Here is a 7,395-nt window from a genome sequence, read left to right as displayed (position 1 = left end):
GGCACTAAAAATTAACTTTCAACCTTTAGTATTATAATATGCAGAATTTAAAAAAAGCAAACATTACATCCGATAATCCTCTTTATAATCTTCTGAAATTATTTCATATAATTCTTCTGCTTCATTCTTTTTTGTTGTATCTTTTAAATCCCTGACCTTGACAGTTAAAGTTTTATTGCCGAAATTAATCACCAAAGTATCACCAACTGTTACCTCACTTGACGACTTAGCTGTCTTACCATTGATCGAGATCCTCTTTTGATCAGAGATCTGCTTAGCAACCGGACGTCTTTTAATAATGCGGGCAACTTTTAAAAACTTATCCAACCTCATATTCTCACCTCATTTATTAGAAACAATAATACTACATTAACGTACTTTAAGCTTTGCTACTATTTTACTACCACCTGGGAGCGTTGCCCACTCTTCTTTAGTAAACAACTGACTTTTTATCGCTCCTGCGACAAATAAAAATACTCCTAATAAAACATCTGCTGGAACAATGACCAGCAAACTAAGACGCGTGGTTTCAAAAAACATTGAGCACGTAAAGCTTAGTAGCCAAATACCTGCGATCATCAGCAACGTGCAGCCTGCTAACCGCATTGCAAATTGTGCCAAGGATCTGGGCTGTTGTCGAACTGACTGGGGTAAAATCAAAACTAATACCAGCAAAGCAGCACCTAAGCTTAAAAGCGTACAAAGCGAAGCGCCGCTTATGCCATAATGTCTGACAAACCAACTGTTTAAGATGACTTTGATAAACAGTGCCGCTATAACAGCCACAAACGTGCCCCAAAAGTTATCTTCGCTTTGCAAAATAGAATTGTGAATACTGATCACAGAGATCAACGGCACACTTAAAACATAAATCTCTAACGTAAAACTTAACTTGGAGTCGCCAAATAATAAGGTGTTGATCTGCGGCATCAAGATCATCATTCCCGCGGCAGCTGCCACGGATAAAGCAACGCCCACATGCAGCATTGTTTTCGCGATCCGTTGGTATTCTTGAACCTTTTTACTTGCTAAAGCAGTAGTTAAGGACGGCAAAAGCGTCGAGGAAAAACTGATTGCGATCGTCATTCCTAATTGAACTAACGGTTGTCCGCGATCATAAATCCCCTTAGTATATTTAGCCAGCGAATCTTGCAAACCAAAATCTCTTAAGGAATTCATAACTGTAAACGAATCTACTAACTGTAACAGCACCATCAATGACGAAAACAAACAAATTATCAGACCATCCTTAAAAATAAGACGGGCAACAGCTCGATAGTTTATGCGACCAGCAGTGAAATCATGCTTTTGAAAAAAATATTTCCAAAAGCTTGTAAAAGTCAAAGCCCCAATAGCACCGCCCGCCACGGAGCCTAACATCGCAAAAGAACCTGTCTGATAAACAGACCATTTCATCTGCAGTGACAGTAATGCTACTCCAATTATCAATGCAACCCGTACAAATTGTTCACTGACCTGTGAAACAGCCGTCGGGATCATGTTGAATGTACCTTGGTAATATCCGCGCGCGATTGCCAAGAACGGCATCAACAAAAACATCCATGAAACGCTGGAAATAAGCGGAGCCAACTGCGAATCCCCCATTGACCGGGCAATTTGTTTGGCCCCTACTTGTAAACCGAAAAAGAGCAGCACAGCCAACGACAATAAAATCAAAAACGCCGTTGAAACGACCTGCATTCTTTTTTCTTCATCATCTTCTTGTGCCACTAATTTGGAAATAAACACTGGGAAGCCATTTAAAGCAAAAGTCATGCCGATCCCATAAATCGGATATATTTGCTGATAAACATAGAAACCAGTATTGCCGACGATATTTTGAAATGGGATCCGATAAACAGCACTCAAAAATTTAGCGATCAGTGCTGAGATCGTCAAGATCAGTGCCCCATTCATCGTTTTTTTCATCTGCTCATTTTTCACTATTTTTCAACTGCTTTCTGAGCGGGAACATTCAATTCTTCCGCTAAGCTTTGAGTTAGTTTCTGTAATTGAACAACCACATCACTCATATTCATCTTAGATTGAATTACTAAAGCGATCTTCATCTGCTTTTCACCGGGCTCCAAGGTTGCACTGAATTTTGTTTCAGCAACAGCCTTCAACAACTGTTTAGCAGCAAATTTTTGCGTAGCTGCGGCATTTAACTCAATGACAATTTTTTTACCGTTCTGCTTAATGGAGTCGACCATCGCTTGATCAGCATACATTTTCAACAAACCAATATCTAATAATATTGCGACTTCTACAGGATACTCGCCAAAACGGTCGATCAGGTCATCTTGAACTTCAAGATACTCATCTTTAGATTGCAGTTGCCGTACACGTTTGTAAATTTCGATCTTCTGCCGAGGATCTTCTATATATGTTCCTGGCAGATACGCTTCCACATCCAAATTGATCTCAGTGTCAGTTTTTTCTTGGACTTTCTTACCACGTTTTCTAGCAACTGATTCGCTTAACATTTGCGTATACAGATCATAACCCACCGAATCGATAAAGCCATGCTGCTGCTTGCCTAAAATATTTCCCGCGCCTCTGATCGACAGATCTCGCATAGCGATCTTGAAACCAGAACCCAATTCCGTAAAATCTTTGATCGCTTCGAGTCTTTTTTCACTAACTTCGTTTAATATCTTGTCTTGTTGATACATAAAGTAAGAATAAGCAACCCGACTGGAGCGCCCGACTCGTCCACGCAACTGATACAATTGGGCTAAGCCCATCCGATCGGCATTCTCAACAAACAAAGTATTAGCATTAGGAATATCTACACCTGTTTCAATGATGGTCGTAGTAACCAAAACATCATATTCTCCGTTAATAAAATTGTAGAGGATACGCTCCATCTGATTTTCGCTCATTTGCCCATGAATATATGCAATTCTAGCATCAGGAACCAAAGCCTGTAGTTCATCGGCTACTTTTTCGATATCCATGACTCGATTATGCAAATAAAAGACTTGACCGCCACGTGACATTTCTCGTCTGATTGCATCAACTACTACACCATAATTTTGTTCCATCACGTAGGTTTGAATCGGATAGCGGTTCATCGGTGCTGTTTCGATCACTGAAAGGTCTCTAACACCAAGCATTGACATGTTAAGTGTCCGTGGGATCGGTGTCGCAGTCAAAGTCAAAACATCAACATTTGTTTTTAACTGTTTCAGTTTTTCTTTGTGTTTGACCCCAAAACGCTGTTCCTCATCCACGATCAGTAAGCCAAGATCGGCGAACTTCACATCTTTCGATAACAAGCGATGTGTCCCCACGAGGATATCACACATCCCTTCTCTTGCATCTTTTATGGTCAGATCAGATTGTTTTTTTGTTACAAACCGTGATAGTAGACCGATTTCTACAGGGAAACCTGTAAAACGTTCAACTAATGTCTCATAATGTTGCTGTGCTAAAACAGTGGTTGGCGCAAGAAAAGCAACCTGCTTTCCATCTTGGATCGCCTTAAAGGCTGCCCGCATTGCAACTTCAGTTTTTCCATAACCAACGTCACCGATCAATAGTCGGTCCATTGGTTTCTCTTTTTCCATGTCTCGTTTGATCTCGTCAGCACTCCGCAGCTGATCAGGAGTTTCCGTGTAAGGAAACGCATCTTCAAATTCTCTTTGATAGCTAGTATCTTTTGAAAAAGCAAAGCCCTTTTCAGCCTCTCTTTTAGCGTAAAGATCCACTAAGTCATCCGCAATATCCTCTATCTTGCCAGCTACACGCTTCTTAGTTTTAGTCCATTCACTACCGCCTAATTTATTGATATGCGGCGTTTTTGCCTCTGAAGAAACATATTTTTGCACTCGATCAAGCTGAGTGACTGGAATGAATAACTGTGCATCATTTTGATAGTCGATAGTCAAGTAATCTTGGTGTTTACCATCGACCTCCATAGTTTTCATGCCCATAAAACGTCCAATACCGTGATTTACATGAACAACATAGTCGCCCTTTTTCAAATCAGTATAGCTCTTTAAACGTTCCGTGTTTTTCATGGTTTGGCGCTTAGGCTGCTTTTTAGTCGCCTTAGCAAATAATTCATTTTCAGTCAGAACAACCAAATTGGCTTGGGGCAGTTCAAAACCGGCTCGTAACGAACCAGACACGACCTGGACCGTGTTTTCTTGCAAACTGTCAGCTTTAGTAATAATGCTTGGGATCTCAAAATCATCTAAAGTCTGTGAAATTTTGGCGATCCTTTCGTTATCTGGAATAAAAATAACAACCGTTTGCTCTTGTTTCTTCCACCAATCTGTTTCAGTCTTCAACATCGGCATTTGTCCAAAAAATTGCTGAACAGCACGTGCTTTAATATCCAGCAATTGATTAAAACGAAGATTACCCATCCCTTTTTGAAAAAGGGAGAGAAATATCTGTGGATGCTTGTCATTTTGTTCTCTAGTTCTAACATCCACTGCCAGCTGAGTGTTTGGCAAAACACTTTGATGTTTTAACCTATCCGTTAGCCATTCAGCATTTTGTTTTTCCAAATCATTTTCTTTGTCCAACAGCCGAGAATAGTCATCAAATATGACCAAACCCTCTGGCCTTAAATAATCTAGCAAACCGGTTTTTTCTGTCAAGATACCAGCAGCGAAAACATGATAAGTATCGCTTAAATTAGCTTTTTGGAGGTCGCTTACAACCTGCTCAAAGTTATCTGCTAACTGTTTTTTATCTTCAGGATCTTTGAGCTCTTTTAAATGCTTACGATAGTTTTTTTCAATTTTTTTGCCAGCTTTTTGAAGTGTATCCTTAAAAGCAATAAAATCAGTCGCGGGCAAAACTGTAGCGTGCTCAATATTCTTGATACTTCTTTGATCAGTTGAATCAAACAGCCGCAAAGAATCTATTTCTGTATCAAATAAATCGCAACGCAATGGATATTCTTCATTCAAACTATAAATATCTAAGATCGAGCCTCTTATCGCAAAATCTCCAGGCCGTTCAACCATCTTTTGCCGTGCATAACCCATCGTTGTTAAAAGACGGGCAATTTCTTCCAAATCAATGTCATTGCCGACTTTAAGTTCAAATTGGCTTTGCTTCCACACTTCCGGCGTAGGTAAAAAACGAGTTAATCCAGCAGTTGAGGTCACAATGATTGCCGGTTGGGGGTCGATCAAAGCGTTTAAAGCTAACACTCTTTGGCTTTTAAAATCTGGTGAACTCGTTGAGATCTCTTCGGCCATCATTTCATCCACCGGGAACAAAAAGACAGAGTCATCACCTAACAAACTGCCTAGATCATCAGCAACCTGTTGTGCATGATATAGATCATCCGTAACGACCACTTGTGTTTTCCTTTTTTCCAGAAAAAGTTCAGCCAACATTACTGTTTTTGCCGAACCATTAAGTCCCGTCAATAAATGATGACCACTAGTTAATTTTTCTTGCCATTTGTGATATTCGGGGATCTGTCCAAAAAGATCCATGATCTTCATTATCTAAGTTCCTCCTAATTAAAGCGATTCATAGTATTCATAAACGTATTCCCGGCTAACCAGTACTCGACCGCATCACAAGCTTGCGTAACAGCATCTTTCATTAAAGCTTGCTCAGTCACCGAGAAACGTGATAAAACCCAATTAACGACAGACATTTGCTGGGGATGGTCGATTCCGACCTTGACCCGTTTAAACGCTTGGGTATGCACATGAGCGATCACGCTTTTTATCCCATTATGTCCGCCAGCTGAACCCTTTTGGCGTAAACGTATCCGTCCGAGTTGCAGATCCATATCATCATGAATAATTATCAAATCTTCAACCTCGATCTTAAAATAGTCCAGCAAAGGGCCAACTGCTCGACCAGAGTCATTCATAAAAGTAGTTGGTTTTACCAACAAAACCTTTTCGTTACTAATAAAAGCTGTCGCGATCAAAGCTTCGCATTTTTCTTTATTGAAATCAACATTATAACGGTTCGCTAATTCTTCAACAACTGAAAAGCCTACATTATGCCGTGTATTTTCATACTTCTTACCAATATTACCTAATCCAACGATCATTTTCATTTTTTTACATCCCTTATTTCATATATTATCTTGTGCACAACATAACTTTAAAAGAATATACTTTAAAAACGTTTACACCAATATTGTGCGACAAAAAACGGCCGAGGCTGCCACCTATCCCCAGCTGCTATGATATTCTCAAGAGCCTATTATATCATATTCTTTCATATACTATTGAAAAAAAGACTCTATTTTTTTGAAATTATTTATCACACTTTCAGAAAACATGTTATACTATGAATGTGTCAAAAATGTCACTTAATTGAGAAAGGACGATCTATTGTGTCAATTACACAAAATCATCAAAAAGTTATTTTAGTAGGAGATGGAGCTGTCGGTTCTAGTTATGCATATGCCATGGCCATTCAAGGCATTGCTGAAGAAATCGGGATCGTTGATGTCATCAAAGAACGTACCGAAGGTGATGCGTTAGACTTAGTTGATGCCACTGGCTACACATATCCTAAAAAGATTTATTCTGCCGAATATTCAGATTGCTCAGATGCTGACCTGGTTGTTATTACCGCTGGTGCTCCACAAAAACCAGGTGAAACACGTCTTGACTTGGTAAACAAGAACCTTAAAATTCTTTCAAGTATTGTTAAGCCAGTTGTTGATTCAGGTTTCTCAGGTATCTTTTTAGTTGCTGCCAACCCTGTTGACATCTTAACTTATGCTACTTGGAAATTCTCTGGTTTCCCAAAGGAACGAGTTTTAGGTTCAGGTACTTCTTTGGATACTGCACGCCTTCGTGTTGCAATGTCTGACTTAACAGGCATCAAGGATCCTCGTTCAATGCATGCTTATATCATGGGTGAACATGGTGATTCCGAATTTGCTGCTTATTCTTCTGCAACTATTGGTGGTGTCCCATTCTTAAATTGGGCCAACGAACATAATATTTCGCAAGACGAATTAGACAAGATGGAAGACGATGTTCGTAACAAAGCTTATACGATCATTCAAAAGAAAGGTGCTACCTTCTACGGTGTCGCAGCCGCTTTGGCACGTATCTCTCGTGCGATCTTACGTGATGAAGATACAGTTTTGCCTGTTTCTGTCTACATGGATGGTCAATACGGCTTAGACGATATCTATATCGGTACACCAGCCGTTGTTAATGCAAGTGGTGTTACTCATATTGTTGAAGTTCCACTCAGTAAAAAAGAACATGAACAAATGGCTTCTTCTGCCAAAACATTGAAACAAATCTTGTCAGATGGTTTAGATAACTTAAAGAAAAGCCAAGAAAAATAAACAATAATTAAACAACAGTGATCCAGATCCTTTGGATCATTGTTTTTTTACGCAAATTTTCGTGGGACTTTGTCAAATAGTGTTGATGGTCC

General features: G+C 39.6%; 5 protein-coding genes. 1 reads left to right on the top strand and 4 read right to left on the bottom strand.

Going from position 1 to position 7,395, the window contains the following annotated elements:
* Nucleotides 1–63 precede the first annotated feature (63 nt).
* The 4 genes from FC65_RS07515 to pth are packed head-to-tail and all read right to left on the bottom strand — an operon-like array spanning nucleotide 64 to nucleotide 6,046.
* Nucleotides 64–333, bottom strand: a complete 270-nt coding sequence (locus tag FC65_RS07515; RefSeq protein WP_056972141.1) for an RNA-binding S4 domain-containing protein — start codon at nucleotides 331–333, stop codon at nucleotides 64–66.
* A 36-nt stretch (nucleotides 334–369) separates the two neighbouring features.
* Nucleotides 370–1,944 carry a putative polysaccharide biosynthesis protein gene (locus FC65_RS07510; protein ID WP_056972140.1) on the bottom strand — a complete coding sequence of 525 codons (1,575 nt, stop codon included), beginning with the start codon at nucleotides 1,942–1,944 and terminating at the stop codon, nucleotides 370–372.
* Nucleotides 1,944–5,474: a transcription-repair coupling factor gene (gene mfd / locus FC65_RS07505; RefSeq protein WP_056972139.1), complete on the bottom strand. Its 3,531-nt coding sequence runs from the start codon at nucleotides 5,472–5,474 to the stop codon at nucleotides 1,944–1,946. Before mfd ends, FC65_RS07510 begins: the two co-directional genes overlap by 1 nt.
* A 14-nt stretch (nucleotides 5,475–5,488) precedes the next feature.
* Nucleotides 5,489–6,046, bottom strand: a complete 558-nt coding sequence (gene pth, locus FC65_RS07500; RefSeq protein WP_056972138.1) for an aminoacyl-tRNA hydrolase — start codon at nucleotides 6,044–6,046, stop codon at nucleotides 5,489–5,491.
* A 282-nt stretch (nucleotides 6,047–6,328) separates the two neighbouring features.
* Between pth and FC65_RS07495 the strand changes: the two genes are divergently transcribed.
* On the top strand, nucleotides 6,329–7,303 hold the full coding sequence (locus tag FC65_RS07495; protein ID WP_056972137.1) for an L-lactate dehydrogenase: 975 nt from the start codon (nucleotides 6,329–6,331) through the stop codon (nucleotides 7,301–7,303).
* Nucleotides 7,304–7,395: the final 92 nt, after the last annotated feature.

This window comes from Ligilactobacillus acidipiscis DSM 15836, assembly GCF_001435755.1.
GTDB lineage: Bacteria > Bacillota > Bacilli > Lactobacillales > Lactobacillaceae > Ligilactobacillus > Ligilactobacillus acidipiscis.
This window is presented reverse-complemented; position numbering and strand designations above follow the sequence as displayed.

Bases quoted from the DNA above. Each gene is read 5' to 3' on its own strand.
- FC65_RS07515 (WP_056972141.1), bottom strand. From the start codon at position 333: ATGAGGTTGGATAAGTTTTTAAAAGTTGCCCGCATTATTAAAAGACGT.
- mfd (WP_056972139.1), bottom strand. From the start codon at position 5,474: ATGAAGATCATGGATCTTTTTGGACAGATCCCCGAATATCACAAATGG.
- pth (WP_056972138.1), bottom strand. From the start codon at position 6,046: ATGAAAATGATCGTTGGATTAGGTAATATTGGTAAGAAGTATGAAAAT.